This window comes from Streptomyces pseudogriseolus, assembly GCA_002154585.1.
In the GTDB taxonomy this organism is placed as follows: domain Bacteria; phylum Actinomycetota; class Actinomycetes; order Streptomycetales; family Streptomycetaceae; genus Streptomyces; species Streptomyces pseudogriseolus.
The window spans coordinates 1-24,503 of sequence record MUNG01000095.1; the positions used below are offsets into that span (position 1 = coordinate 1).

Annotated in this window: 19 protein-coding genes; 16 read left to right on the top strand and 3 right to left on the bottom strand. The window is 73.4% G+C overall.

Annotated features, from left to right (window positions below; translation table 11 throughout):
- Window positions 1-49: 49 nt before the first annotated feature.
- Window positions 50-1,030 carry an ATP-binding protein gene (locus CCN29_RS10030; protein WP_031020044.1) on the bottom strand — a complete coding sequence of 327 codons (981 nt, stop codon included), beginning with the start codon at window positions 1,028-1,030 and terminating at the stop codon, window positions 50-52.
- Window positions 1,031-1,131: 101 nt separating this feature from the next.
- Here CCN29_RS10030 and CCN29_RS10035 point away from each other — a divergent pair, with 101 nt between their 5' ends.
- A complete protein-coding gene (locus tag CCN29_RS10035; protein WP_086681123.1) occupies window positions 1,132-1,956 on the top strand; it encodes a Fic family protein in 825 nt (274 codons plus the stop codon).
- A 410-nt stretch (window positions 1,957-2,366) separates the two neighbouring features.
- On the opposite strand, the gene CCN29_RS10040 is transcribed toward CCN29_RS10035, so the two are convergent.
- A complete protein-coding gene (locus tag CCN29_RS10040) occupies window positions 2,367-3,200 on the bottom strand; it encodes an HAD family hydrolase (protein WP_031020047.1) in 834 nt (277 codons plus the stop codon).
- 576 nt (window positions 3,201-3,776) lie between these two features.
- Between CCN29_RS10040 and ssd the strand changes: the two genes are divergently transcribed.
- From ssd to CCN29_RS10075, 7 genes are all read left to right on the top strand, one after another.
- Window positions 3,777-4,877, top strand: coding sequence for a septum site-determining protein Ssd (gene ssd, locus CCN29_RS10045; protein WP_086681125.1), 1,101 nt, complete (start codon window positions 3,777-3,779; stop codon window positions 4,875-4,877).
- Window positions 4,874-6,091 carry a TadA family conjugal transfer-associated ATPase gene (locus CCN29_RS10050; protein ID WP_086681127.1) on the top strand — a complete coding sequence of 406 codons (1,218 nt, stop codon included), beginning with the start codon at window positions 4,874-4,876 and terminating at the stop codon, window positions 6,089-6,091. The genes ssd and CCN29_RS10050 overlap by 4 nt, the downstream gene beginning before the upstream one ends.
- Window positions 6,088-6,957 carry a type II secretion system F family protein gene (locus CCN29_RS10055; RefSeq protein WP_086681129.1) on the top strand — a complete coding sequence of 290 codons (870 nt, stop codon included), beginning with the start codon at window positions 6,088-6,090 and terminating at the stop codon, window positions 6,955-6,957. Before CCN29_RS10050 ends, CCN29_RS10055 begins: the two co-directional genes overlap by 4 nt.
- Entirely contained in the window at window positions 6,954-7,739 is a 786-nt protein-coding gene (locus tag CCN29_RS10060) for a type II secretion system F family protein (RefSeq protein WP_086681131.1), read from the top strand. The genes CCN29_RS10055 and CCN29_RS10060 overlap by 4 nt, the downstream gene beginning before the upstream one ends.
- A gap of 69 nt (window positions 7,740-7,808) precedes the next feature.
- Window positions 7,809-8,018 carry a DUF4244 domain-containing protein gene (locus tag CCN29_RS10065; protein ID WP_033274961.1) on the top strand — a complete coding sequence of 70 codons (210 nt, stop codon included), beginning with the start codon at window positions 7,809-7,811 and terminating at the stop codon, window positions 8,016-8,018.
- Entirely contained in the window at window positions 8,005-8,445 is a 441-nt protein-coding gene (locus tag CCN29_RS10070; protein ID WP_086681133.1) for a TadE family type IV pilus minor pilin, read from the top strand. The genes CCN29_RS10065 and CCN29_RS10070 overlap by 14 nt, the downstream gene beginning before the upstream one ends.
- Window positions 8,442-8,849 carry an Rv3654c family TadE-like protein gene (locus CCN29_RS10075; protein ID WP_086681135.1) on the top strand — a complete coding sequence of 136 codons (408 nt, stop codon included), beginning with the start codon at window positions 8,442-8,444 and terminating at the stop codon, window positions 8,847-8,849. The genes CCN29_RS10070 and CCN29_RS10075 overlap by 4 nt, the downstream gene beginning before the upstream one ends.
- Here CCN29_RS10075 and CCN29_RS10080 read toward each other — a convergent pair.
- Entirely contained in the window at window positions 8,761-11,370 is a 2,610-nt protein-coding gene (locus CCN29_RS10080; RefSeq protein WP_228730901.1) for a DEAD/DEAH box helicase, read from the bottom strand. The genes CCN29_RS10075 and CCN29_RS10080 overlap by 89 nt on opposite strands.
- A gap of 79 nt (window positions 11,371-11,449) precedes the next feature.
- On the opposite strand from CCN29_RS10080, the gene bldG reads away from it, so the two are divergent.
- From bldG to tmk, 8 genes are all read left to right on the top strand, one after another.
- Window positions 11,450-11,791, top strand: coding sequence for an anti-sigma factor antagonist BldG (gene bldG, locus CCN29_RS10085; protein WP_006132569.1), 342 nt, complete (start codon window positions 11,450-11,452; stop codon window positions 11,789-11,791).
- A 111-nt stretch (window positions 11,792-11,902) separates the two neighbouring features.
- A complete protein-coding gene (locus tag CCN29_RS10090) occupies window positions 11,903-12,340 on the top strand; it encodes an ATP-binding protein (protein WP_086681137.1) in 438 nt (145 codons plus the stop codon).
- A 332-nt stretch (window positions 12,341-12,672) separates the two neighbouring features.
- On the top strand, window positions 12,673-15,084 hold the full coding sequence (locus CCN29_RS10095) for a sodium-translocating pyrophosphatase (RefSeq protein WP_086681139.1): 2,412 nt from the start codon (window positions 12,673-12,675) through the stop codon (window positions 15,082-15,084).
- Window positions 15,085-15,266: 182 nt separating this feature from the next.
- The gene (locus CCN29_RS10100) at window positions 15,267-15,857 is read left to right on the top strand and encodes a hypothetical protein (RefSeq protein WP_031020062.1); all 591 of its coding nucleotides are present in this window, start codon (window positions 15,267-15,269) and stop codon (window positions 15,855-15,857) included.
- 118 nt (window positions 15,858-15,975) lie between these two features.
- Window positions 15,976-17,505 carry a DUF7059 domain-containing protein gene (locus tag CCN29_RS10105; protein ID WP_442538303.1) on the top strand — a complete coding sequence of 510 codons (1,530 nt, stop codon included), beginning with the start codon at window positions 15,976-15,978 and terminating at the stop codon, window positions 17,503-17,505.
- 293 nt (window positions 17,506-17,798) lie between these two features.
- The gene (locus tag CCN29_RS10110) at window positions 17,799-17,996 is read left to right on the top strand and encodes a hypothetical protein (protein WP_086681140.1); all 198 of its coding nucleotides are present in this window, start codon (window positions 17,799-17,801) and stop codon (window positions 17,994-17,996) included.
- 245 nt (window positions 17,997-18,241) lie between these two features.
- Window positions 18,242-21,076 (top strand): type I DNA topoisomerase, encoded by a 2,835-nt coding sequence (gene topA, locus CCN29_RS10115; RefSeq protein WP_006132575.1) that lies wholly within the window; start codon window positions 18,242-18,244, stop codon window positions 21,074-21,076.
- A gap of 175 nt (window positions 21,077-21,251) precedes the next feature.
- Complete coding sequence (tmk, locus tag CCN29_RS10120) at window positions 21,252-24,446, top strand: dTMP kinase (protein WP_031020071.1); 3,195 nt, start codon at window positions 21,252-21,254, stop codon at window positions 24,444-24,446.
- Window positions 24,447-24,503: the final 57 nt, after the last annotated feature.

The following is a 24,503-nucleotide window of genomic DNA, read 5'->3' on the forward strand; positions in this document are numbered from 1 at the left end:
CCCGGCCCCCAAGGGCGCGCCGGGTTCCCCCGCCGCCAAGGAGTGAGGCTCAGGCGCCGGCGGTGACGCTCTCGCCGAGCACGAAACCGGGGTCGACCTGCGCCGCCAGGTCGGCCCCGGTGCGCTCGTTCCCCCACGACTGGGCGTTCTTGAGGTGGAACTGCACCATCTGGCGCGTGTACCGCTCCCAGTCCCGCCGCTCGTACGTCGCGTCGGCGGCCTCGCGCAGCGTGCGCAGGGCGAGCCGGTTGGAGTCCTCCAGGGCGGCGAACCGGGGCGGGCGGCCCTTCTCCATGGCCCGCACCCAGTCCGAGTGGCCCACGGTCACCAGCAGGTCGTCCCCCGCCTCCGCGCGGAGGAAGTCGAGGTCGTCCGGGCCCTGCACCTTGTTGCCGACGACCTTCAGCGCCACGCCGAAGTCGCGGGCGTACTCCTTGTACTGGCGGTAGACGGAGACGCCCTTCCGGGTCGGTTCGGCGACGAGGAACGTCATGTCGAAGCGGGTGAACATGCCGGAGGCGAACGAGTCCGAACCGGCCGTCATGTCGACCACGACGTACTCGCCGGGCCCGTCCACCAGGTGATTCAGGCAGAGCTCCACCGCCCCGGTCTTGGAGTGGTAGCAGGCGACCCCCAGGTCGGCGTCGGTGAAGGGGCCGGTGACCATCAGGCGGACCGCGCCGCCGTCCAGCTCGACGGGACGCGCGCAGGCGTCGTAGACGGGGTTGTCCTCCTGGACCCGCAGCAGCCGGGAGCCCTCGCCGGGCGGGGTCGTCTTGATCATCGTGTCCGCGGACGCGATGCGCGGGTTGGCGCCGCGCAGGTGGTCCTTGATCAGCCGGAGGTGCTCGCCCATCGCGGGGAGGGCGGCGGCCTCGGTCTCGTCCAGGCCCAGCGCGGCCCCGAGGTGCTGGTTGATGTCGGCGTCCACGGCGACGACCGGCGCGCCCTCGGCCGCGAGGTGACGGATGAACAGGGAGGACAGGGTCGTCTTTCCGCTCCCGCCCTTCCCAACGAAAGCAATTTTCATGTTCACCAAGCGTAGTAGGTTAGTGGCTGTACGTCACAGGCGGGCGTGAAGAAGACCACTCCATCGTGGGGCGGGCCTCCGGGGTGCGTAGGGTCGTACTCATGAGTACGACGGGCGCGACCGCCGATCCCCTCGCGGCCCTGGGCAACCTGCCCGGAGTGGCCGACTCCGTGGAGTCCGTGCGCAAGGCCGTGGACCGGGTCTACGGGCACCGGGTCATGCGGCGGCGCAGCAACGAGATCACCTCCGAGGCGGCCCTGCGCGGCGCCCGGGGTTCGGCGGCGCTGTCCGGCGCGGACTGGGCCCTGGAGGAGGTGCGGCGGCGCAGCGACTTCAGCGGCGACGACGAGGCGCGCACCCTGGGCGCGGCGCTGCGGCTGACGGCCGAGGCGGGCCAGCTGCTGTCGATCTGGCGGCAGTCGCCGCTGCGGGTGCTGGCGCGGCTGCACCTGGTCGCCGCGGCCGACAAGGCCGAGCACGTGGGCCGGCCCCGGCAGGCGGACGAGCCGGTCGACGAGCCCCTGATCGACCTGCCCCTGCCGGGCGCCGCCGAGATGCACGGCCGGCTGGAAGGGCTGGCCGAGATCGTCATCGCGGGCGGTTCGGCGCCGGCGCTGGTGACGGCCGCCGTGGTGCACGGCGAGCTGCTCGCGCTGCGTCCCTTCACGTCCCACAACGGTCTGGTCGCGCGCACGGCCGAGCGGATCGTCCTGGTCGGCAGCGGCCTCGACCCGAAGTCGGTGTGCCCGGCCGAGGTCGGCCACGCCGAGCTGGGGCAGGACGCCTACCTCGAGGCGCTGAGGGGGTACCTGTCCGGCACGCCGGAGGGGATGGCGGCCTGGATCGCCCACTGCGGGCGCGCGGTCGGGCTGGGCGCGCGCGAGTCCATGGCGGTGTGCGAGGCGTTGCAGCGCGGAGCCGCCTGAGCGGCCGGACGGTCACGCGGGCCGGGGCGGAGGGGCCCCGCGCGAGAAATGCGGCGGTACGAATACTCGTACCGCCGCTGGCACGTCCACCGCGTTACCAAGCGTCCTCGATATGTGCCCATCAGGCCGGGGAACTTTGCCCGGCCTGGTGCGGCTGGCCCGTAATCGACGGGTCGACGTCGCGTGGGTGCGCGGTTTCCATGCGCGGTCCGTGGGGCCTCAAGCGTTCTGGAGGTCGTCCTCTCGGACGTCCTTGGTCTCGCGGGCCGACAACTCCTTTGTACTCCGGCTTGCCGGAGAGGGGAAGTCCCGGCCGCGTTCCTTTACTTTCCCGTTCAAACGAGTAGTAAACGGACGCCGAAATGGCGAACGCGTCCCGGGGCGGGACGCGCGGTGAGGAAAAAGTACGTTCAGGCAACCGTCGAGCGGCGCCGGCTCGCGTACCAGACAAGGCCCGCGGTGGCCGCCGCCGCGCCTATCGCGGCCGCCGCGACAAGGGCGGGACGCGGCGGAACGGAGAACGCCGGGAAACGCTGCTTCAGCCGTACCGGACGGTGGAAATCGAGGATCGGCCACTCGCGTGTCAGCGCTTCCCGGCGCAGCGCGCGGTCCGGGTTCACGGCGTGCGGACGGCCGACGGCCTCCAGCATCGGGATGTCGGTCACCGAGTCGCTGTAGGCGTAGCAGCGGGCCAGGTCGTAGCCCTCGGAGGCGGCCAGCTCCCGGACCGCCTCGGCCTTGGTCGGGCCGTACGCGTAGTACTCCACCTCGCCGGTGAAGCAGCCGTCGTCGCCCACCACCATGCGGGTGGCCACGACCCGGTCGGCGCCCAGCAGCTCGCCGATCGGCTCGACCACCTCGGCGCCCGAGGTGGACACGATCACCACGTCGCGGCCGGCGGCGTGGTGCTCCTCGATGAGCGTGGCCGCCTCGTCGTAGATGATCGGGTCGATCAGGTCGTGCAGGGTCTCCGCGACGATCTCCTTGACCTGCTGGACGTTCCACCCGCGGCACAGCGCGGACAGGTACTTCCGCATCCGTTCCATCTGGTCGTGATCCGCGCCGCCGGCGAGGAACACGAACTGGGAGTACGCGGTCCGCAGGACGGCCCTGCGGTTGATCAGGCCGCCTTGGTAGAAGGACTTGCTGAAGGTGAGTGTGCTCGACTTCGCAATGACCGTCTTGTCCAGGTCGAAGAAGGCGGCTGTGCGGGGCAACAAGTGGTTTTCCACGTTCCTGAGCATAGGCGCAGCCCATTCGGCGTAAGGTGTGGCGCGTGGGTTTGCCTGAGAGGGCCCTCGGGTACACCATGGAAGTCACGGATCGTTCGCGACCGTGCTAACCCGGTCCGACTCCTCCCCCCCCGAGTCGGCCGTGGGGACGACCCCCGCTCTCCCCCCCGGCGGGGGTCGTCGCATGTCCGGACGCGTTTTCCGCCGTCGGCTCCCCTTCTTTCCGCCCCGCTGGCTCGCGCCGGGAATTGATTGTCATGTGCGTGATTGGTGACGCAGAGTAGCGGTCGGACTGCTCTGCGGTTGTCGCACAGAAGCCGTGACGGTCTCACCGGTATGGGTGACCGCGATATTCACAGGCACCGCCCCGTCCACAGTTTTCCGTCAAGATCCCCACGATTTCCGGGACCGCTGCACTGTCATTCCCACGCATCCCGCTCGGAGCGAGTTCCCACCCGCTTCCGATGCGCCGGGAAGCGTACGGCCGGTTTTCGCCGGCCGGTCCGCGGGAGGCCGCAGCGCGGTCCTCCCCCACCTGGAATCGGCGGGGCCCTGAGGCCTCGCGAGGTAGGGAGCACTGGGGACGACATGACCGGAACCGTCACACACGACCCGCCGCCCGGAGGCCACCGGCCGGGCGCACCGCTGATCGTCACCGAGGACACGGCACTCCTCGACGACCTGCTGCGCCTGTGCGCGGCCGCCGGCGCCACCCCGGAGGTCCACCACGCACTGCCCGGGCCGCGCGGAAGCTGGGAGGCCGCGCCGCTGGTCCTGGTCGGCGACGACGCCGCCCGGCGGGCCCGCGGCGCGCCCCGCAGACAGGGGGTGGTGCTCGTCGGCCGCGACCAGGACGACCCCGGCGTCTGGCGGCGGGCCGTCGAGATCGGCGCCGACCACGTGCTGATGCTGCCCGACGGCGAGCAGTGGCTCGTCGACCGCATCGCCGACGTGGCCGAAGGCGTCGGACGGCCCGCCCTGACCGTCGGCGTCATCGGCGGACGCGGCGGCGCGGGGGCGTCCACCCTCGCCTGCGCGCTCGCCGTCACCTCCGCCCGCGAAGGGCGGCGCACGCTGCTGGTGGACGCCGACCCGCTGGGCGGCGGACTGGACGTGGCGCTCGGCGGCGAGACGGCCGAAGGGCTGCGCTGGCCCGCCTTCGCCTCCTCGCACGGCCGGGTCGGCGGCGGGGCGCTCGAGGAGTCCCTGCCCGAACTGCACGCGTTGCGGGTGCTGAGCTGGGACCGGGGCGACTGTCTCTCGGTGCCGCCCCGGGCCGTGCGCGCGGTCCTCGCCGCCGCCCGGCGCGGCGGCGGAGCCGTCGTGGTCGACCTGCCGCGACGCGTCGACGAAGGCGTCGCCGAGGTCCTCGCCCAGCTCGACCTGGCGCTGCTCGTGGTCCCCGCGGAGCTGCGCGCCGTCGCGGCGGCCGGCCGCGTCGCCTCCGCCGTGGGCATGGTCCTGCGCGACCTGCGCGTCGCCGTCCGCGGGCCGTACGCACCCGGCCTGGACGACCGCGAGGTGGCCCGGCTGCTCGGCTTCCCCCTCGTCGGGGACGTGCCCGTCGATCCCGCCCTCCAGCGCCCGTACGGCACGGGCCGGGCGCCCGGGGTGACCGGCCGGGGCCCGCTGGCCCGCTTCTGCCGGGAGTTCTGGGAGCGTGCGCTGACGGAGGCGAGGGCGGCATGAGCGGCATGGAGACGACCGGGGCGGGGATGCCGCCCGGCCTGCTCGACGGGGTGCGGCGACGGCTGGCCGAGAGCGGGGCCGAGCCGACGCCCGCGCGGGTGGCGCAGGCACTGCGCGAACAGGGGCGGGTGCTCGGTGACGCGGAGGTGCTCGGCGCGGCCGAGCAGTTGCGGTCGGAGCTGGTCGGCAGCGGGCCGCTGGAGCGGCTGCTGTCCGACCCGACCGTGACCGACGTGCTGGTGTCGGCGCCGGACCGGGTCTGGGTGGACCGCGGCGGTGGCCTGACGCTCACCTCGGTGTCCTTCCCGGACGAGCCGTCCGTGCGGCGCCTGGCGCAGCGGCTCGCCGCGGTGGCCGGGCGGCGCCTGGACGACGCGCGGCCCTGGGCCGACGCCCGGCTTCCCGACGGCACCCGGCTGCACGCGGTGCTGCCGCCGGTCGCGGTCGGCGGCACCTGCCTGTCCCTGCGGGTGGTGCGGCCGCGCGCCTTCACCCTCGACGAACTGGTGGCGGCCGGGACGGTTCCGCCGGGCGGCGACCGGGTGCTGCGCGCCCTGATGGACGCGCGGCTGTCCTTCCTGGTCAGCGGCGGCACCGGGACGGGCAAGACGACCCTGCTCAGCGCCCTGCTGGGGCTGGTCGGGCCGGACGAGCGGATCGTGCTGGCGGAGGACTCGGCCGAACTGCGGCCCGACCACCCCCATGTCGTGCGCCTGGAAACCCGGCCCGCCAACCAGGAGGGAGCGGGACTGGTGACCCTGGAGGACCTGGTCCGCCAGGCCCTGCGGATGAGGCCGGACCGGTTGGTCGTGGGCGAGGTGCGCGGCCCCGAGGTGGTGCATCTGCTCGCCGCCCTCAACACGGGCCACGAGGGCGGCTCGGGGACGGTGCACGCCAACGCGGCGAGTGACGTGCCCGCCCGTCTGGAGGCGCTCGGCACGGCGGCGGGGCTGGACCGGTTCGCCCTCCACAGTCAGCTCGCGGCTGCCTTGTCGGTGGTGCTGCACCTGGTGCGGGACCGGAGCGGCAGACGGCGGATCGCCGAGGTGCACGTGCTGGAGCGGGACGCCTCCGGGCTGGTGCGGACGGCACCGGCGCTGCGATGGGGACCGGAGACCTTCGTCGCCGAACCGGGCTGGCCGCGCCTGCGGCACCTGCTGCGCGCCGCGCACGCGGAGGAGACCCGGGCAGGCCGAGAGGCGGTCGGCGCATGAGCGGGACGACCGGGACGTCGATGGGCGCGGCGGCGGCGTGCCTGGGGACCGCGGCCTGGCTGCTGGGCGGTGGCGGACACACGGAGGCCAGGCGGGTGCGGGCGCTCACCGGTGACGACCCGGGTCCGGCGGGATGGTCAGGAGCCCTGGCACGGGCCGGCGAACGGCTGCGGCGGCGACCGCGCGTCGAGTGGGCGTCCTTGGCCGTCGGCGCGGTGCTGGCGGTGCTCGGGGCGTCGCTGCTGCCGGTCGTCGCGGGGGCGGCCGGGGTGCCGCTGCTGCGGAGGGTTCGGCGGGCCGCGGCCGCGCGCAAGGAGCGGGACGGCCGCGCGGACGCGGTGATCGCGCTGTGCGGGGCGCTCGCGGGGGAGCTGCGGGCAGGACGGCAGCCGGGCGAGGCGCTGTGGCCGGCCGCCCGGGACTCCGGAGGGCTCGGCGACACGCAGGCGGCCGTGCTGGCGGCGGCGCGGTTCGGCGGGGATGTGCCGGACGCGCTCACGGCGGCGGCCCGGCAGCCCGGCGCCGAGGGACTGCGCGGTCTGGCCGCGTGCTGGCGCGTGGCGGTGGACCAGGGCGCGGGTCTCGCGGACGGGCTCGACCGGCTGGAAGCGGCACTGCGCGCCGAGCGGGACCAGCGTGCCGACCTGCGCGCCCAGTTGTCCGGCGCGCGGACCACGGCCGTGATGCTCGCGGGGCTCCCGGTGGTGGGGCTGGCGCTGGGCGCGGCCCTGGGCGCCGACCCGCTGCACGTCCTGCTGCACACGCCGCAGGGGGCGGTCTGTCTGGCGGCCGGCGGGGTGCTGGAGGGGCTGGGCCTGTGGTGGGCGCTGCGGATCATGCGCGGTGCCGAGGAGGCGGCGGCATGAGCGGCGACGTCGTCCACAGGCTGGGGACGGTCGTGGGGATCGCGGCCGTGCTCGTCGGCGCGTGGGCCTGGTGGCAGCGCCTGCGGTGCGGGCGGAGGACACGGCGGCGGCTCGACGCGCTCTCCGCCCGGGAGCGGAGCGGGCCGGGCGCTCATGTCGCACTGCTCAGGGCCGCGCGCGGCCGGCTGCCGTACGTGGCGGTCGTGGGCGCCGGGTGGGTCACGGTGGGCGGGCTCGGCGGCGTGGGGCTCGGGCTGGTCCTGGCGGCGGGACTGTGGCGGTGGCACCGGCGCGGTACGCGGGTGGACGCCCAGACTCGGGCGCCGGACACCGCACAGGCGGCACGCCGGCTCCCACTCGCCGCCGACTTGCTGTCCGCGTGCATCGCGGCGGGCGCCGGACCGGTACCGGCCGCGCAGGCCGTCGGGGAGACCCTGGGCGGCCCGGTCGGGGACGCCTTGGCGCGGGGCGCCGCGGAGGTGCGACTCGGCGGTGAGCCGGGGGAGGCCTGGGGCCGGCTGGCCGCCCTGCCCGGAGCGGTTCCGCTGGCCCGGCTGCTGGAGCGGGCCGATGTGTCCGGCCTCCCACTGGCCGCCCCGGTGGGCCGGCTCGCCGCCGAGGCGCGGGCCGAGTGGTCCCGCGCGGCGACCGCTCGGGCCCGGCGGGCGGCGGTCCTGATCAGCGCACCGGTGGGGCTGTGCTTCCTGCCCGCCTTCATCGCCGTCGGCGTCCTGCCCGTGGTGATCGGCCTCGCGGGCGGGGTGCTGGGGGGAGGTGGGTGAGAAGGGACGGCGGACGGCGAAGGACGACAGCGGACGACGACAACAGGCATGTCACACGAGGAGGTTCGGATGTATCAGGTGGTGCGGGCGCGGCTGCGTGCCCTGACGGCGAGAGTGCGCGGGGCGCGGAGGGACGCCGGGATGGTGACCTCGGAGTACGCGATGGGCATCGTGGCGGCGGTGGCGTTCGCCGTGGTGCTCTACCGGGTGGTCAACAGCGGCCCGGTCAGCACGGCCCTGCGGAACATCGTGCAGCAGGCCCTCGATGGCCGGATGTGACAGGTGGCGCGGCAGATGGCGTGGCGGATGGCACGACCGGCGGGGCCGCGGACGGCGCGACGGGCGGCGCGACCGCGGGTTCGTGACGGCGGAGTCGGCGATGGTGCTGCCCGTGCTGGTGCTGGTCATGGCGGCGCTGGTGTGGGGGCTGATGGCGGTGGCCGCGCAGATCAAGTGTGTGGACGCCGCCCGGGCAGGGGCTCGGGCGGCGGCACGGCAGGATCCGCCGGACGCGGTGGTCGAGGTGACCCGGGAGGCCGCGCCGGCCGGTGCGCGGATCACGGTCCGCCGGGACGCCGGGCAGGTCCGGGTGACCGTCGTGGCGAGGGTGCCGATGCTGAGGGCGCTGCCCTTCGAGCTGAGGGAGGAGGCCGTCGCGGCGGCCGAGGAGGCGGTGGTCGCCGTGGGCGTGGGGAGGGGGACGTGAGGGACGCCTCCCGGAGGCCGGCGGACCGCGGCTCCGCCTCCGTCTGGTGTGTCGGTGCGGTCGCCGTGCTGTGCCTGGTGTTCGGGGTGGTGCTCGCCCTGGGGCACGCCGTGGTGGTCCGGCACCGGGCGGCGGGAGGCGCGGACCTCGCCGCGCTCGCCGCCGCCGACCACTGGGCGCGGGGTGCGGCTCAGGCGTGTGCGCGGGCGGACCGCGTGGCCCGCGCCCAGGAAGCGCGGCTGGTGCGGTGCGTGATGACCGGCGAGGTGTCGGACGTGTCGGTGGCGTCCGGCGCGGGGCCGTTCACCGCGGAGGTCAGGGCACGGGCGGGACCTGCGGGTCCGGTGCCGCCTGCTGAGGGCCGTCCGCCGGCTCGTCCGCCGGCCGTCCGGCCGGCGCGCTGATCCGGTCGCCGTCCCCCTCGGGAGCCCCGGCCCCGGCGGGCCCGGCCTCCTCCGCCCCGTCCGTCTTCTCCTCGGGCGCCCCCTCCAGCAGTACGTCCAGGAGCCGCACGGCGCCCCGCTTGTGCAAGGGGTCGTTGCCGTTGCCGCACTTGGGGGACTGGACGCAGGAAGGGCAGCCGGCCTCGCACTCGCAGGAGGCGACGGCCTGGCGGGTGGCGGTGAGCCAGGAGCGGGCGGTGTGGAAGGCGCGTTCCGCGAAGCCCGCGCCGCCCGGGTGGCCGTCGTAGACGAAGACCGTGGGCAGCAGGGTGTCGGGGTGCAGCGGGACCGAGACGCCTCCGATGTCCCAGCGGTCGCAGGTGGCGAACAGCGGCAGCATGCCGATCGACGCGTGTTCGGCCGCGTGGAGGGCGCCGCCGAGGATCTCCGGGTTGATCCGGGCCCGGTCCAGCTGGTCCTCGGTGACCGTCCACCACACGGCCCGGGTGCGCAGCGTACGAGGAGGGAGGTCGAGTTTCGTCTCGCCGAGCACTTCGCCGGTGATGACCCGCCGCCGCAGGAAGGAGACGACCTGGTTGGTGACCTCGACGGAGCCGAAGCACAGGCGTCCGTCGCCCCAGGGGATCTCGGTGTCCGTCTCCAGGACGGAGATGGACGTCGTGTCCCGGGCCACGGTCGTGTAGGACGGGGACGCCTGCTCGACCAGGGCGACGGAGTCGTCCAGGTCGAGGGAGCGGACGACGTAGGTGCGGCCCTGGTGCAGGTGGACCGCGCCCTCGTGGACGCTGGTGTGCGCCGCGCCCTCGTCGACCGTGCCCAGCAGCCGGCCCGTCCCCTCCTCGACGACCTGGACGGGGCGGCCGCCCTGCCCGCGGATGTCGGTGAGGTCGGCGGCGCGCTCGCGGCGGGTCCAGTGCCAGGCCCGCGTCCGGCGGCGCAGCAGCTTCGCGGCCTCCAGCTGCGGCAGCAGCTCCTCGGCGGTGGGGCCGAAGAGGGCGAGGTCGTCGTCGGTGAGGGGCAGTTCCTCGGCGGCGGCGCACAGGTGGGGGGCGAGGACGTACGGGTTGTCGGGGTCGAGGACGGTGGACTCCACGGGGCGGTCGAAGAGCGCCTCGGGATGGTGCACGAGGAAGGTGTCCAGCGGATCGTCGCGGGCCACCAGCACCGCGAGCGCGCCCTGCCCGGAGCGTCCCGCGCGCCCGGCCTGCTGCCACAGGGAGGCGCGGGTGCCCGGGTAGCCGGCGATGACCACGGCGTCCAGGCCGGAGACGTCCATGCCGAGTTCGAGGGCGTTGGTGGCGGCGAGGCCGAGGAGTTCGCCGGAGTGCAGGGCGCGTTCGAGGGCGCGGCGTTCCTCGGGGAGGTAGCCGCCCCGGTAGGCGGCGACCCGCCGGGCCAGGGACCGGTCGACCTCGGCGAGGCGCTCCTGGGCGATCACGGAGATCAGCTCGGCGCCGCGCCGGGAGCGGACGAAGGCGACCGAGCGGACGCCCTGCACGGCGAGGTCGGTGAGCAGGTCGGCGGCCTCGGCGGTGGCGGTGCGGCGGACCGGTGCGCCCTTCTCGCCGTGCAGCTCGGTCAGCGGCGGCTCCCAGAGCGCGAACACCAGTTCACCGCGGGGTGAGGCGTCGTCCGCCACCTCGACCACGGGCAGGCCGGTGAGACGGCGGGCGGCGACGGCCGGCTCGGCGGCGGTCGCCGAGGCGAGGAGGAACACGGGCGACGCGCCGTAGCGGGCGCACAGCCGCCGCAGCCGGCGCAGCACCTGGGCGACGTGCGAGCCGAACACGCCCCGGTAGGTGTGGCACTCGTCGATCACGACGTACTTGAGCGCCTTCAGGAAGGAGGACCAGCGGGGGTGGGAGGGCAGGATGCCGCGGTGCAGCATGTCGGGGTTGGTCAGGACGTAGTTGGCGTACTGGCGGATCCATTCGCGTTCTTCGAACGGAGTGTCGCCGTCGTGGACCGCCGCGCGCACCGAATGGCCCAGTGGCTGTGAAAGTTCCTTCACGGATCGGCACTGGTCCGCGGCGAGGGCCTTGGTGGGGGCGAGGTAGAGGGCGGTGGCGCCCCGGCCGTTCGGTGCCTCGGAGCCGTCCAGCAGCGTGGACAGCACGGGCACGAGGTACGACAGGGACTTGCCGGAGGCCGTGCCGGTGGCGACCACCACCGACTCGCCGTCCAGCGCGTGCTCGGCGGCCCGCGCCTGGTGGGCCCAGGGGTGTTCGATTCCCGCGGCCCGCACCGCGGCGATCACCTCCGCGCGGATCCGGTGCGGCCAGACGGCATGCCGACCCGCACGCGGGGGCAAGTGCTCCGTATGAGTAATGCGCGAAGCCCTGCTCGGTCCGGACGCGAGCCGGTCCAGGACGTCGCCCGGCGCAGCGGTCCCGGATCGCGTGTCCGTCGGGGGTCGATCGGATCGGTGATTCTTGGCCATCGGCACCGAGTGTGTCACCGACGTGACGGACAATGGAGCCAAGGCGTCGTGCACGCCTGCCGGTAAGTGATTGAATGCCATGGCGGCTGGCGAACCGTCCCGGGGGCTGAGCCGAGATGTCCCAAGGGCGACCGCTCGATAGCTAGGTGCTGGAGGATCCGTGGACCTGTCCCTGTCGACCGAGACCGTGGGCGATCGCACGATCGTCAGGGTCGGTGGCGAAATCGACGTATATACCGCGCCCAAGCTGCGCGAGCAGCTGGTCGAGCTGGTGAACGACGGCAGTTTCCACCTTGTCGTCGACATGGAAGGTGTGGACTTCCTCGACTCCACCGGACTCGGCGTGCTGGTCGGCGGCCTGAAGCGGGTTCGAGCCCACGAGGGCTCGCTGCGCCTGGTCTGCAACCAGGAGCGCATTCTGAAGATCTTCCGCATCACCGGCCTCACCAAGGTGTTCCCGATCCACACCTCGGTCGAGGAAGCGGTGGCGGCGACCGACTGACCACCCGCTCCCCGGGCGGTCGTGCCCGGGCAGCACGAGAGACACCGAAGGGGGCCGGGCGTTCGGCGGCCCGGCCCCTTCACCGCACGCCCGTAGTCGCGAGGGGGATGCATGGCCACCGTCGAACTCCGCTTCAGCGCGCTGCCCGAGCACGTCCGGACCGCCCGGCTCGTGGCGGCGGCGGTGGCGCGCAGGGCCGGAGTGGACGAGGCCGTCCTCGACGAGGTGAGGCTCGCCGTGGGCGAGGCCTGCACCCGGGCCGTCGGACTGCATCAGCACGGCGGCATCTCGGCGCCCGTGCGGGTGCTGCTGATCGAGGAGGAGAAGCAGTTCTCCATCGAGGTCGGCGACGAGGCCCCGCACGCTCCCGTCCGTGCCCGCCCGGCCGGTGAGGTGCTCGGCGACGCCGAGACGGAGACCGAGGAGGACGAGATGGGCCTCGCGGTCATCAGCGGCCTTGTCGACGACGTCGAGGTCAGTGCCGGGGAGAGCGGCGGATCGATCCGCATGAGGTGGCCCACCACACCGCCGGCCGCGCTGTTCACCTGACCGGTTCACCCGTACGCCGACCGTTTTCCGAAGGGCCCCCTGCGTGGGGGCCCTTCGGCATGTGCGAGTGGTGGAGACCGCGCTTACAGTGGTTGCCAGCGGTTGATCGCGTGAATTCGTTCACGATCCTCCGTGCCCCGGAAAATGCGATCACGAGAATGCCTCAAAGGCATTACCGATTTCCGTCCGGCGGATCGTCCGCCGGTCGCCGGAGATCAATCGTGAAGGACGACTGCACGCCATTTACATTTCTCGCGGTCTGTTTAGATCAGGTTCCGGTACCTACAATCCCGTCCACATCTTGAGCTCAGCCCAAGCGTCAAGGAGGACGAATGGCGGGGCTTTCCATCTCATACGAGTCGGGCCAACCCACATCCCTCGCAGCCGCCGTGCTGACCGACGAGAACCGCGTGCTCGTGGTGACCATCGGCATCGTGGCCCTGGCGGCGCTGGCCGTCGCGGCGGTCCTGGTGCGCCAGGTGCTCGCGGCCGGCGAGGGCACCGACGGCATGAAGAAGATCGCGGCCGCGGTCCAGGAAGGCGCCAACGCCTATCTGGCCCGCCAGCTGCGCACGCTCGGCGTATTCGCCGTGATCGTTTTCTTCCTGCTCATGCTGCTGCCCGCGGACGACTGGAATCAGCGTGCCGGGCGATCGGTGTTCTTCTTGATCGGAGCGGCGTTCTCGGCGGCCACCGGCTATATCGGCATGTGGCTCGCCGTCCGCAGCAATGTCCGGGTCGCCGCCGCGGCCCGGGAAGCCACTCCGGCGGAGGGCGAGCCGGAAAAGGATCTCACCACCGTTTCGCACAAGGCGATGAAGATCGCTTTCCGTACGGGCGGTGTGGTCGGCATGTTCACGGTGGGGCTGGGTCTGCTCGGCGCCGCCTGTGTCGTGCTGGTGTACGCGGCCGACGCGCCGAAGGTGCTCGAGGGCTTCGGCCTCGGGGCCGCGCTGATCGCCATGTTCATGCGTGTCGGCGGCGGCATCTTCACCAAGGCCGCCGACGTCGGCGCCGACCTGGTCGGCAAGGTCGAGCAGGGCATTCCGGAGGACGATCCGCGCAATGCCGCGACCATCGCCGACAACGTGGGCGACAACGTCGGCGACTGCGCGGGCATGGCGGCCGACCTCTTCGAGTCGTACGCGGTGACGCTGGTGGCCGCGCTGATCCTCGGGTCCGCGGCGTTCGGCGACGCGGGGCTGGCGTTCCCGCTGCTGGTCCCCGCGATCGGTGTGATCACCGCGATGATCGGCATCTTCGCGGTGGCGCCCCGGCGCGCCGACCGCAGCGGCATGAGCGCCATCAACCGCGGCTTCTTCATCTCCGCGGTGATCTCGCTCGTCCTGGTCGCGATCGCCACGTTCGTCTACCTGCCGTCGTCGTACGCCGACCTCGACGGGGTGACCGACACGGCGGTCCTGGGCAAGAGCGGCGACCCGCGGGTCCTCGCGCTGGTCGCGGTGGCCATCGGCATCGTGCTCGCCGCGCTGATCCAGCAGCTCACCGGCTACTTCACCGAGACCACCCGGCGCCCCGTGCGGGACATCGGGAAGACCTCGCTGACGGGGCCGGCCACGGTGGTCCTCGCCGGTATCTCCGTGGGGCTGGAATCGGCCGTCTACACCGCGCTGTTGATCGGCCTGGGGGTGTACGGGGCGTTCCTGCTCGGCGGCACGTCGATCATGCTGGCGCTGTTCGCGGTGGCGCTGGCCGGCACCGGTCTGCTCACCACGGTCGGGGTGATCGTCGCGATGGACACCTTCGGCCCGGTCTCCGACAACGCGCAGGGCATCGCCGAGATGTCCGGCGAGGTCGAGGGCGCGGGCGCGCAGGTGCTCACCAACCTGGACGCGGTCGGCAACACGACGAAGGCCATCACCAAGGGCATCGCCATCGCCACGGCCGTCCTCGCGGCGGCGGCGCTGTTCGGCTCGTACCGGGACGCCATCACCACCGGCGCGCGGGACGTGGGCGAGCGGCTCAGCGGCGAGGGCGCGCCGCTGACGCTGATGATGGACATCTCGCAGCCCAACAACCTCGTCGGGCTGATCGCGGGCGCGGCGGTCGTCTTCCTCTTCTCGGGGCTGGCGATCAACGCGGTGTCGCGGTCGGCGGGTTCGGTGGTCTACGAGGTGCGGCGGCAGTTCCGCGAGAAGCCCGGGATCATGGACTACAGCGAGAAACCGGAGTACGGCAAGGTCGTCGACATCTGCACCAAGGACGCCCTGCGGGAGCTCGCCACGCCCGGTCTGCTCGCCGTGATGGCGCCCATCTTCATCGGGTTCACGCTCGGTGTGGGCGCGCTGGGCGCCTTCCTGGCCGGCGCGATCGGCGCGGGCACGCTGATGGCGGTGTTCCTCGCCAACTCCGGCGGCGCGTGGGACAACGCCAAGAAGCTCGTCGAGGACGGCAACCACGGCGGCAAGGGCAGCGAGGCCCACGCGGCCACCGTCATCGGCGACACGGTCGGCGACCCGTTCAAGGACACGGCGGGCCCGGCGATCAACCCCCTGCTGAAGGTGATGAACCTGGTGGCGCTGCTCATCGCGCCCGCGGTCATCAACTTCTCCTACGGCGAGGACAGAAGCGTCGGGATGCGGGTGCTCATCGCGGTCGTCTCGGCGCTGGTCATCGTCGCCGCGGTGTACGTGTCCAAGCGGCGCGGGATCGCGGTGGACGACGACGAAGGCGACGCGAAGCCCGAGTCCAACTCCCCGGACCCGGCGGTGCTTTCCCGGTAGGGCCCGCCGGACGCCGGACCAAGGTGCGGGCGGGCGGCGCGGATTGACGCGCCGCCCGCCCGCACGGTTTTCGTCCCGTGACCCTTGTCTCGCCTGGTGCAAATGGTTACAAAAACGCTTGTACCGGACGCCCGACAAGTGGGTGTAGGCCATCCGGCGTGTATGTTCCGGGGCCGAAGGCCATGGAAGGGACCAATCCGGTGAACAAGAAGCTCGCGGCCGCACTGTCCGGCGGTGCGGTACTGGTACTGGCGCTGACGGGATGCGGCGGCGACGACAGCGACGAGAAGCTGGACGCCTGGGCGAAGGAGGTCTGCGACGCCGTGCAGCCGCAGGCCGCCAAGATCAAGGCGGCCAACACCGCCATCCAGAAGGAGACCTCGGACAACAGCACGCCCCAGGCCGTGCAGCAGGCCGACTCGAAGGCCTTCCAGGACATGTCCGACGCCTACAGGGCGATCGGCGCGGCCGTGAACAAGGCCGGCGCGCCCGACGTCGAGAACGGCGAGCAGAAGCAGCAGGACGCCGTGAAGGAGCTCAACAGCATCTCCGCGTCCTACGCCAGCCTGAAGAAGCAGGTCGACGGCCTCAACACCAAGGACCAGGCGGACTTCGCCGACGGTCTGAAGGACATCGCGGCCGAGCTGGACAAGCTGAGCAAGAGCGGCAGCGACGCCCTCAGCACGCTGGAGGAGGGCGAGGTCGGCGAGGCCATGTCCCGTCAGGCCAGCTGCCAGACGGCCACGGCGTCGGCGGGCGCGACCAAGAGCTGACGGCGGCGCACGGAGGCGCCCGGCGCGGCTGCTGACGGCGGCGCGTGAAGCCGCCCACGCGGCTGCTGACGGCGGCTCAGCGGGCGCGGGTGCGCGTCGGGTGGGGGTGGCGGCCACAATGGAGGGCGTGAGTGACGCCAGCCTGCCGCCCCTGCCCTCGTCCGACCGCACCGACGCCGCCGCCCGGCTGCGGGAGGCGCTGCTCGGCGCCTCCTTCACCGCCGACGGGCTGCTCGACCTGCTCGGCGCCCCCGCGTACGCGGCGCTGGCCCGCAGCGAGACCGTCCCCGCGCTCCGCGCCACCCGCGGGGACAGCCCGCTGGAGCTGCTCGTGCGGCTGTTCCTGCTCCAGCAGCCGGTCCCGCGCGCCGGCCTGGACGCCGTCCTGCCCGTCGACGTGTGCCTGGAGAGCGGGTGGCTGCGGAGTGCGGGCGGCGACGCGCTCGCGGCGACCGTGGACGTGCGGCCGTACGGCGGGTCCGACGGCGAGGACTGGTTCGTGGTGTCGGACCTCGGGTGCGCGGTCGGCGGCGCCGGGGGCATCGGCAGCCGCGACCCGGGCGTGGTGCTCGGCGTCGGCGGCGCGTCCACCACCCTGGCCGGCATCACCGTCCGTACGCCCGTGGGGTCGGCGCTCGACGTCGGCACCGGGTCCGGCATCCAGGCGCTGCACGCCGCCCGGCACGCCACGCGCGTGACCGCCACCGACGTCAACCCGCGCGCCCTGCACATCACGGCGCTCACCCTGGCGCTGTCCGGGGTCCCGGCCGCCGATGTGCGCGAGGGGTCGCTGTTCACCCCGCTGCGGGACGACGAGACGTACGACCTCATCGTGTCCAACCCGCCGTTCGTCATCTCGCCCGGGGCGCGGCTCACCTACCGCGACGGCGGGATGGGCGGGGACGACCTGTGCCGCACGCTCGTCCAGCAGGCGGGGGCGCGGCTCAACCCGGGCGGCTACGCGCAGTTCCTCGCCAACTGGCAGCACGTGGCGGGGGAGGACTGGCAGGACCGGCTCCGCTCCTGGGTGCCGCGCGGCTGCGACGCGTGGATCGTGCAGCGCGAGGTGCAGGACGTGACGCAGTACGCCGAGCTGTGGCTGCGGGACGCGGGCGACCACCGCGGGGACGAGGCGGAGTACCGGGCGCGGTACGACGCGTGGCTGGACGAGTTCGAGGCGCGGAAGGTCAGGGCGGTCGGCTTCGGGTGGATCAACCTGCGGCGGTCGGACGCGGCGGTGCCGTCGGTCACGGTGGAGGAGTGGCCGCACCCGGTGGAGCAGCCGCTCGGCGACACGGTGCGGGCGCACTTCGAGCGGCTGGACCATCTGCGGGCGCATGACGATGCGGCGCTGCTCGAGACGTGCTTCGCGCTGGCCGACGAGGTGGTGCAGGAGCAGGTCGGGCTGCCGGGGGCGGAGGATCCTGAGCATGTCGTGCTGCGGCAGAACCGGGGGATGCGGCGGGCGACCAAGGTGGACACCATCGGGGCGGGGTTCGCCGGGGTGTGCGACGGGAGCATGAGCGCGGGGCGGATTCTGGATGCCATTGCGCAGTTGCTGGGGGAGGATCCGGTGCTGTTGCGTGACCGTACGCCGGCTCAGATTCGGTTGTTGGTGGAGCAGGGGTTTCTGAATCCGGTGGACTGAGGCGTCCGCGCTGGGCCGGGGGTGGGTGCGTTGCTCGGCGCCTGCGAGTGCCTCCCCCGGAGGGGGTACCTCCCAGGCCCTTAAGGCACTGGGGGAGGCACGATTGCCCGCAGTCAGCGGGCCGCCCGCCCAAGTCGCGAAGATTTTTGTACGTGGCTCGGGCGGGCCCGTTTGTGTCCCCTCGCCGTCCTTCCGAGCCCCTTCGTTCACCTCTGGTTCGTTCTCTCGCCGCCCGGGCGTGGCAGCGTCCCCAGGAGTCGGCGCTGGGACGGACGAGAGGGGGCGCGGGCGTCATGGAGAGCGGGCCGGCGATCTACGCGGGGACGGTGTTCTGCCTGTTCGGTGCCGCTTTGCTGGCCTGGACGGTGACCCGCGCGCGGCAGCACCGCCCGGTCGCCCTCGGTGTGAACCGCGTCGCATCGACCACGGTCGCCGGGACCGTCGCGACCATGTCCCTGGCGCTCGGCGCCTGGTGCTTCACCCGCCTCTGAGACCCGTCGGGTTCCGGACGCCCCCGGTAAGCGAAGGATCGCGCTCCGCATAAGGCCGGGCGGAGTCTGGACACTCCGGGCGGCAGGAACGGCGGTAGTCGGGTTACCGTTCGAGTGGCCGTTGCGGGCTTTTCCCGTTTGACACGGGGGCGGGATGTACCGTCACACTCCGCAGCGTCACCATGACCCGACCCCGGGGAGAAGCGCCTGGGGAGGCCCGAGCGTCGACGGAGAGAAGAGCGAAGTTGTCCCCGACCAGCGAGACCGCGAACGGCGGCCGCCGACTCGTCATCGTCGAGTCGCCTGCCAAGGCGAAGACGATCAAGGGCTATCTCGGCCCCGGCTACATCGTCGAGGCGAGCGTCGGGCACATTCGCGACCTTCCCAGCGGCGCCGCCGAGGTTCCGGAGAAGTACACCGGCGAGGTGCGCCGCCTCGGTGTGGACGTCGACCATGACTTCCAGCCGATCTATGTGGTCAACGCGGACAAGAAGGCGCAGGTCAAGAAGCTCAAGGACCTGCTGAAGGAGTCCGACGAACTCTTCCTCGCCACCGATGAGGACCGCGAGGGCGAGGCCATCGCGTGGCACCTCCAGGAAGTGCTCAAGCCGAAGATCCCGGTCAAGCGCATGGTGTTCCACGAGATCACCAAGGACGCGATCCGGGAGGCCGTGGCCAACCCGCGCGAGCTCAACCAGAAGCTGGTGGACGCCCAGGAGACCCGCCGCATCCTCGACCGCCTCTACGGCTACGAGGTCTCGCCGGTCCTGTGGAAGAAGGTCATGCCGAAGCTGTCGGCCGGCCGCGTCCAGTCCGTGGCGACCCGGCTCGTGGTCGAGCGGGAGCGCGAGCGCATGGCGTTCCGCTCCGCCGAGTACTGGGACCTGACCGGCACCTTCTCCACCGGCCGCGCCGGTGACCCGAGCGACCCGTCGACACTGGTCGCGCGGTTGCAGACGGTCGACGGACGCCGGGTCGCGCAGGGCCGCGACTTCGACTCGCTGGGGCAGCTGAAGGGCGCCAACACCCTCCACCTCGACGAGGCGAACGCCCGCGCGCTCGCCGCCGCCCTCGAGGACGCGCGGTTCGCGGTCCGCTCGGTCGAGTCCAAGCCGTACCGCCGCTCGCCGTACGCGCCGTTCCGTACGACGACGCTGCAGCAGGAGGCGAGCCGCAAGCTCGGCTTCGGCGCGAAGGCCACGATGCAGGTCGCGCAGAAGCTGTACGAGAACGGCTACATCACTTACATGCGTACGGACTCGACGACCCTGAGCGAGACGGCGGTCGCCGCCGCCCGCGCCCAGGTCACGCAGCTGTACGGAGCGGACTACCTGCCGCCGCAGCCGCGCACCTACGCGGGCAAGGTGAAGAACGCGCAGGAGGCGCACGAGGCGATCCGTCCTTCGGGGGACCGTTTCCGCACGCCCGCCGAGACGGGTCTCACCGGCGACCAGTTCAAGCTCTACGAGCTGATCTGGAAGCGGACCGTCGCCTCGCAGATGAAGGACGCGACCGGCAACAGCGTGACGGTGAAGATCGGCGGGACGGCCGCCGACGGCCGGGACGTCGAGTTCAGCGCGTCCGGCAAGACGATCACCTTCCACGGCTTCCTCAAGGCCTACGTCGAGGGCGCCGACGACCCCAACGCCGAGCTGGACGACCGCGAGCGCCGGCTGCCGCAGGTCGCGGAGGGCGACGCGCTGAGCGCCGAGGAGATCTCGGTCGACGGGCACGCCACCAAGCCCCCGGCCCGCTACACCGAGGCGTCGCTGGTCAAGGAGCTGGAGGAGCGGGAGATCGGCCGCCCGTCGACGTACGCGTCGATCATCGGCACGATCCTCGACCGCGGCTACGTGTTCAAGAAGGGCACGGCCCTGGTGCCGTCGTTCCTCTCCTTCGCCGTGGTCAACCTGCTGGAGAAGCACTTCGGCCGGCTCGTCGACTACGACTTCACGGCGAAGATGGAGGACGACCTCGACCGCATCGCGCGCGGCGAGGCCCGCGCCGTGCCGTGGCTGAAGCGCTTCTACTTCGGTGAGGGCGAGGGCGCCGGAAACGGCGGCGCGGCCGACGCGGGCAACGGCGACGGGGACCACCTCGGCGGCCTCAAGGAGCTGGTGACCGACCTGGGCGCGATCGACGCGCGCGAGGTGTCGTCGTTCCCGGTGGGCAACGGCATCGTGCTGCGGGTCGGGCGCTACGGCCCGTACATCGAGCGCGGCGAGAAGGACACCGAGGAGCACCAGCGCGCCGACATCCCGGCCGACCTGGCGCCCGACGAGCTGACCGTCGAGCTGGCCGAGGAGCTGCTCGCCAAGCCGAGCGGCGACTTCGAGCTGGGCACCGACCCGGCGACCGGGCACACGATCGTCGCCAAGGACGGCCGCTACGGCCCCTACGTCACGGAGGTCCTGCCCGAGGGCACGCCGAAGACCGGCAAGAACGCGGTCAAGCCGCGCACCGCCTCGCTCTTCAAGTCGATGTCCCTGGACACGGTGACGCTCGACGACGCGCTGAAGCTGATGTCGCTGCCGCGCGTGGTCGGCGTGGACGCCGACGGCCAGGAGATCACCGCGCAGAACGGCCGCTACGGCCCGTACCTGAAGAAGGGCACGGACTCGCGGTCGCTGCAGTCCGAGGAGCAGCTCTTCACGATCACGCTGGAGGAGGCGCTGGCGATCTATGCCCAGCCCAAGCAGCGCGGCCGGGCCGCGGCCAAGCCGCCGCTGAAGGAGCTGGGCACCGACCCGGTGAGCGAGAAGCCGGTCGTGGTGAAGGACGGCCGCTTCGGCCCGTACGTCACCGACGGCGAGACCAACGCGACGCTGCGCTCGGGCGACAGCGTGGAGACGATCACGCCGGAGCGCGGATTCGAGCTGCTGGCGGAGAAGCGCGCCAAGGGTCCCGCCAAGAAGACGGCGAAGAAGACCGCCAAGAAGGCGACGGCCAAGAAGGCGCCGGCGAAGAAGACGGCGGCGGCCAAGACGGCCGCGGCGAAGAAGACCACGGCCGCCAAGAAGACGACGGCGAAGAAGACCGCCGCCAAGAAGACGGCCGCGGCGAACGGCGCGGAGGACTGACCGGTCCGGTGACCTTCGTCCCCCTGACCCTCGTCCCCTGACCCTCGTCCGCGAACGCCGGGCTGCACCGGCCGGCGTTCGGAATGCGAACGTCCCGGCACGGTTCTGTGCCGGGACGTGTGCATGTCAGGCGCGTCGGCCCCGGGGTGTCGCCGCGGGCCGATAGGCTGAACGCATGACGCGAGCCGAGCAGCCCACGGCCTCCCCACCGGCCCCCGACGACGCCCTTGTCGCGGACTCCCGCGAGCGTGCCGTCCGCGCCCTGCTGCGCCGACCGCAGGTGAAACGGTTGTGGAGCGCACAGCTCGTGGGCGGGGTCGGCGACGTCCTCGCCCTCCTCGTGCTGGTGCTCCTCGCCCTCCAGGCCTCGGTCGTCGAGCAGGCGTTCGGCGGCGGGTACCGCGGGGCGGCGTTCGCAGTGGCGACCGTTTTCGGCGTACGGATCCTCGCGACGCTGCTGTTCGGCGCCGTGCTCCTCGGCCCGCTCACGTCGCTCACCTCGCAGGACGGACCGCTGGACCGCCGCTGGACCATGGTCGGCGCGGACGGACTGCGCGCCGCCCTGCTGATCGTCGCGCCGCTGTGGATCGACTGGACGCCCGACAACGCCCTGGCGCTCCTCCTCGTCACCGCGTTCGTGGCCGGGGTCGCCGAGCGTTTCTGGACGGTGTCCCGCGAAGGTGCCGCGCCCGCACTGCTGCCCGCGCCGCCGCCCGAGGGCGCCAGCATCCGGCCGCTGCCCGACCACCTGGACGCCCTGCGCCGCCTGTCGCTGCGCACCGGCTTCGTGGCGATACCGCTCGCCGCCCTGACGCTCGTCGCCGCCGCCCTGTGCAACAACCTGCTGGGCACGGGCATCGAGTGGTTCGGCGAGCACCAGGCCGCCCTCGCCTCGTACGTCGCGGCCGGACTGTTCGCCGCGTCGCTGTCCGTCGTCACCTTCCTCGAACTGCCCGGCGCCCGCACGCCGCGTCCGCGCTCCCCGCTGGAGGGCCTGCGCCGCCCTCGGCACGCCGCCGGACCCGACAAGGGCCGCACCGGCGCGCTGCCGCTGCTGGTGCTCGCGGGCGCGTCCGTGGCCGGCGCGGTGGCGGCCGCCGTCGCCGTGTCCGTGCTGCACGCCAAGGACCTGGGCGGCGGGCCCGTCCTGTTCGGCCTGATGGTGGGCGCGCTCACCGGAGGCGTGGTCGTCGGCATCCGCACGGCGCCCGCCCTGCTGCCGTCGCTCTCCCGGCGGCGGATGCTCGCCCTCACCCTCGCCTTCACGGGCCTCGCGCTGCTCGCCGCCGGACTCGTCCCGGACGTCACCAGCGTGCTGCTGATCCTCGCGCTGGCCGGCGCCGGCGCGGGCATGGCCGCCAACATCGCGCACGCCCTGCTCGACCAGGAGACCGAGGAGCAGCGCCGGTCCCGGGTCACCGGCCACCTGCACGCCGTGGTGCGCGTGTACGTGGGGCTCGGCGCGGTCGTCGCCCCCGTCGTCGCGGCGGCGATCGGCCCGCACCGCCTGGAGAACGGCAAGTTCGTCTTCGCGCACGGTGGCGCCGCCTTCACGCTCATGCTGGTCGGCGCGCTGCTGCTGCCGGTCGCCGCGCTGGTGCTGGCCAAGGTCGACGACCGCTCCGGCGTGCCGCTGCGGCAGGACCTGCGGGACGCGCTGCTCGGCGGCGACGACCCCGCCCCCGCGCCCGCCGGCACCGGCTTCTTCATCGCGCTGGAGGGCGGCGACGGCGCGGGGAAGTCCACCCAGGCCGAGGCCCTCGCCGACTGGATCCGCGCCAAGGGCCACGAGGTCGTCCTCACCCGCGAGCCGGGGGCGACCCCGGTCGGCAAGCGGCTGCGCTCGATCCTGCTCGACGTCTCCAGCGCCGGCCTGTCGCACCGCGCCGAGGCCCTGCTGTACGCGGCGGACCGCGCCGAGCACGTGGACACCGTGGTGCGCCCGGCGCTGGAGCGCGGCGCGGTGGTCATCAGCGACCGGTACATCGACTCCTCCGTCGCCTACCAGGGCGCCGGACGGGACCTGTCGCCGACCGAGATCGCCCGGATCAACCGCTGGGCCACCGCCGGACTCGTGCCCAACCTGACGGTGCTGCTCGACGTGGCGCCGGAGACGGCGCGCGAGCGGTTCACCGAGGCGCCGGACCGGCTGGAGTCCGAGCCCGCGGAGTTCCACGCGCGCGTGCGCTCCGGTTTCCTCACCCTGGCCGCCGCCGACCCCGGCCGCTACCTGGTGGTCGACGCCGGCCAGGAGCCGGAGGCCGTCACCACGGTGATCCGGCACCGGCTCGACCGCGTCCTGCCGCTGTCCGAGGCCGAGATCGCCGCCCGCGAGGAGGCGCGCCGCAAGGCCGAGGAGGAGGCCCGCCGCAAGGCGGAGGAGGAGGCGGCCCGCAAGGCCGAGGAGGAGCGCCTGGAGCGGGAGCGCCAGGAGCAGCTCGCCAAGCTGCGCGCCGAGGAGGAGGAGCGCAAGCGGCGCGAACTGGAGGAGGCGCAGCGCCGCGAGGCCGAGCGCCAGGCGGAGGAGGCCCGGCTGCGCGCCGAGGAGGCCCGCCGCCGCGCCGAGGAGGAGCGTCAGCGGCTGCTCGCCGAGGAGAAGGCGCGCGCCGAGGAGGAGGCGCGCCGCAAGGCCGAGGAGGAGCGCCGCCGCAAGCAGGCGGAGGAGGAGGCGCGGCTGCGCGCCGAGGCCGAGGCGCAGCGCCTGGAGAAGCAGCGCCAGGCGGAGGAGGCCCTGCTGCGTGCGGAGCAGGCCCGGCAGCTCGCCGAGCGCGCGGCGGCCGCGGCGGAGGCGGGACCGCGCACCACGACGACCCCGTCCGACCCCCCGGCCCCGCCCGCCGCGCGCCAGGACGCCGACGAGGCGGTGACCGTGCCGACGCCGGTGGTGACGCCGACGAACGCGACGGGCGGCCCGGTGGACGAGACGGCCGTCCTGCCGCGCGTACGGGATGAGCGCGTGCGCGACGAGGACGGCGCGCGGGACTCCGGCCGGCCGGCGCCCGCCGACGCCGAGGTGACGACCGAGCTGCCCCGGCCGCAGGTGCCGGGCGCGGCGGACGAGACGGCGGTCCTGCCGCCCGTCGTGCCGGGCGCGGCCGACGAGACGGCGGTGCTGCCGCCGGTGCGCGGGGGCGAGCCCGGTCCCGCGGGCGGCCCGGAAGGGCCCGACGACCGTACGCGTGAGCTGCCGCAGGTCGACCCCGAGAGCGCCCCGCGCCGCCGGGAGCGCCCCGACTGGGCGGAGGAGACCCCGCTGGACGACCTGCCGTCGCTGGCCGACGAACTGCTCGGCCCGCACGGCGACCACGGCGACCACGGCGACCACGGCGACGACGAGGGCCGCGGCGGCGGACGGTGGCGCCGGCGCTGAGACGCGGCTGTACGGTGCCGGGCGTGCCCGCGGGTACGCCCGGCACCGCTGTGTTCG